Here is a 2,817-nt window from a genome sequence, read left to right on the forward strand (position 1 = left end):
CCACTTGCCGATCACCGTTTCGCTTTCGCCGCCGACATGACCCTCGGCCCAGACCGAATAGCCCTGGGCAGTGTCGATCATTCGCCCGCCCGCCTGGTAGAAGGCGTCGAGCACGGCAAAGCTCGCATCCTCGTCGGCGGTCCAGCCGAACACGTTCCCGCCCAGGCACAGGCGGATCCCGCCGATGGAACGATGGCTCATGAAAATCTCTCCCGGATATCGCGCAGCGCCAGCGCCGCCCTGGCCGCCTCGCCGCCCTTGTTGCCCTGCGCGGGATCGGCGCGAACCAGCGCCTGCGCTTCGTTTTCCACCGTAAGCACACCGTTGCCGATCGCAAGCCCGTCCATCGTCAGCGCCATGATCCCGCGCGCGCTTTCGCCCGCGACGATCTCGAAATGATAGGTTTCGCCGCGGATCACCACGCCAAGCGCGACAAAGCCGTGATAGATCCCGTGATCGGCGGCCATCGCGATCGCGCCGGGAATCTCGAGCGCGCCGGGGACGGTGAGGATGTCGATTTCATGCCCCGCCGCTTCGAGCACGCTGCGCGCGCCCTCGACCAGCATTTCGTTGAGGTGCTTGTAGAAACGCGCTTCGACAATCAGGAATTTGGCCATCACGCGTCTCCTGGGGGGATCGGGCGCTCGCCGACGATCGAAAGGTCATAGCCTTCGAGGCCGACCAGCGAATGCTGGGTATTGGTCAGCAGCACCATGTCATGCACGCCCAATTCCGCAAGGATTTGTGCGCCGACCCCGTAGTCGCGCTGCTCCTGCGCCATGTCGCCAGGCTCGCGCTCGGCGGCCTCGGCGCGCTTTTCGCGGCCCCGGATCGCGCGCGTGGCATGGTCGCGGGCAGGGCGGTTGATCAGCACCACGACCCCGGCGCCCTCCTCGCCGATCGCGCGCATCGCGCCTTCGAGCAGCCCGCTGCGGTCGGTCTGTTCGGCGAAGACGTCTTCGAAGATCGACAGCGCATGCATCCGCACCAGCGTCGGCCGCGCGGGATCGATATGGCCTTTGACCAGCGCCATCGTCTCGCCCAGCGTCGCCTTGTTGTAGAAGCTGATCGCGCGCCACTCGCCGCCCCAGCGGCTGGTGAAGCGGGTTTCGGCGACCTTTTCGACCAAATGGTCGTGCTTGCGGCGATAGGCGATCAGGTCGCGGATCGTGCCGATCTTGAGATTGTGCAGCCGGGCGAAGCGGAACAAATCGTCGAGCCGCGCCATCGACCCGTCCTCGTTCATGATCTCGCAGATCACCCCGGCGGGATTGAGCCCGGCGAGGCGCGAGATATCGACCGAGGCCTCGGTGTGCCCGGCGCGCACCAGCACCCCGCCATTTTGCGCCACCAGCGGGAAGACATGGCCGGGCGTGACGATATCGTCCGGGCCCTTCGAACTGTCGATCGCGACCGAGATGGTGCGCGCGCGGTCGGCGGCGCTGATCCCGGTGGTCACCCCGTCGCGCGCCTCGATCGAGATGGTGAAGGCAGTTCCGTGGCTTGCCCGGTTCTGGCGGCTCATCGGTTCGAGGCCGAGCTGGTCGACCCGGTCCTTGGTCATGGCGAGGCAGATCAGCCCGCGGCCATGGGTGGCCATGAAGTTGATCGCATCGGGGGTCGCCATCTGGGCGGGGATGATCAGGTCGCCTTCGTTCTCGCGGTCCTCGTCGTCGACCAGGATATACATCCTTCCGTTGCGGGCTTCGTCGATGATCGCCTCGATCGGGACGAGGACCGGCGTCTCGTCGTTGGCGATGAGGAAGCGTTCGAGCTTGCCGAGCGTGTCGGCGGTCGGGTTCCAGCCGGGCTCGGTGCATTCGCGCAGCGTGTTGGCGTGGAGCCCGGCGGCGCGGGCGAGGCCGGCGCGCGACATTGTCCCCTCGGAAACAAGCTCGCGGACCTTGGTGATGATCGATGGTTCCATGCGCGTGCGACTATCACATTATAATGTGATGGCAAGCGCAAATCGTCACATCAAGCTAGGAGTTGCCCTTACGACGGATTCGCCGCATTGCGATATCCTGCCCAAAGGGATTCGATGGACCACGACGATATCCTCACCACTTTCCGCAATGCCATGCGCCACGTGTCGGCGACGGTCTATGCCGTCACCACCGGCCATGAAGGCGAGCGCTATGGCATCATCGCAACCGCAGTCAGCTCGCTCAGTTTCGATCCGCCTTCGCTGCTGGTGTGCATCAACCGGCTGGCCTCGCTGCACGATCCGATCGCCACGGCCGACCGCTTCTGCGTCAATGTGCTGGGCAATTCGCAGCGCGCGATCGCCGACAATTTCCTCAAAGGGGGCAGCGCACAGGATCGTTTCGGGATCGGCGAGTGGATCGAGGAGGAAGGCGTGCCGGTGCTGGCCAATGCGCAGTCGAGCTTCATCTGCCGCGTGGCCCAGCGGCAGGTGTTCGGTACGCACACGATCTTCATCGGCGAACTGATCGCCGCGCGTCACCGCGCCAACGCCAAGCCGCTGACCTATTACGACGGGCGCTATATCGACATCAGCGAAGCGCCGGATATGATGGATTGAAGCGGAAATGGTGGACGCACTAGGGCTCGAACCAGTTTGGATCGCTTGTCGATCCAAACCAACAAGGAATCCCTAGGTTCGACCGTCGAAATACGCGACGGGCTTTGCTTTGGGATTGGTCTGTGGGGGAAATGGTGGACGCACTAGGGCTCGAACCTAGGACCCGCTGATTAAGAGTCAGCTGCTCTACCAACTGAGCTATGCGTCCACACCGGAATTTCTGGAAAACCGGACCCGCGAATCGCGGGAGCGCCCCATATAGAGATTGTTGC

The 2,817-nt window shown here is 64.0% G+C and carries 4 protein-coding genes and 1 tRNA gene; 1 reads left to right on the forward strand and 4 read right to left on the reverse strand.

All coding sequences use genetic code 11. From position 1 onward, the window contains the following. The 3 genes from AC16XC_RS13350 to ribB form a co-directional block, all read right to left on the reverse strand. Positions 1 to 201 (reverse strand): aldo/keto reductase (locus AC16XC_RS13350; RefSeq protein WP_484035155.1); only part of this gene is annotated, 201 nt, incomplete at its 3' end. Continuing rightward, the gene (ribH, locus tag AC16XC_RS13355; RefSeq protein WP_484035156.1) at positions 198 to 617 is read right to left on the reverse strand and encodes a 6,7-dimethyl-8-ribityllumazine synthase; all 420 of its coding nucleotides are present in this window, start codon (positions 615 to 617) and stop codon (positions 198 to 200) included. The genes AC16XC_RS13350 and ribH, both read right to left, overlap by 4 nt. Then, positions 617 to 1,927, reverse strand: coding sequence for a 3,4-dihydroxy-2-butanone-4-phosphate synthase (ribB, locus tag AC16XC_RS13360; RefSeq protein WP_484035157.1), 1,311 nt, complete (start codon positions 1,925 to 1,927; stop codon positions 617 to 619). The genes ribH and ribB overlap by 1 nt, the downstream gene beginning before the upstream one ends. 114 nt (positions 1,928 to 2,041) lie before the next feature. On the opposite strand from ribB, the gene AC16XC_RS13365 reads away from it, so the two are divergent. Then, positions 2,042 to 2,545: a flavin reductase family protein gene (locus AC16XC_RS13365; RefSeq protein WP_484035158.1), complete on the forward strand. Its 504-nt coding sequence runs from the start codon at positions 2,042 to 2,044 to the stop codon at positions 2,543 to 2,545. 132 nt (positions 2,546 to 2,677) lie between these two features. Here AC16XC_RS13365 and AC16XC_RS13370 read toward each other — a convergent pair. Next, a tRNA-Lys gene (locus AC16XC_RS13370) sits at positions 2,678 to 2,753 on the reverse strand. Positions 2,754 to 2,817 lie beyond the last annotated feature (64 nt).

The organism is Candidatus Andeanibacterium sp. (genome assembly GCF_057143545.1).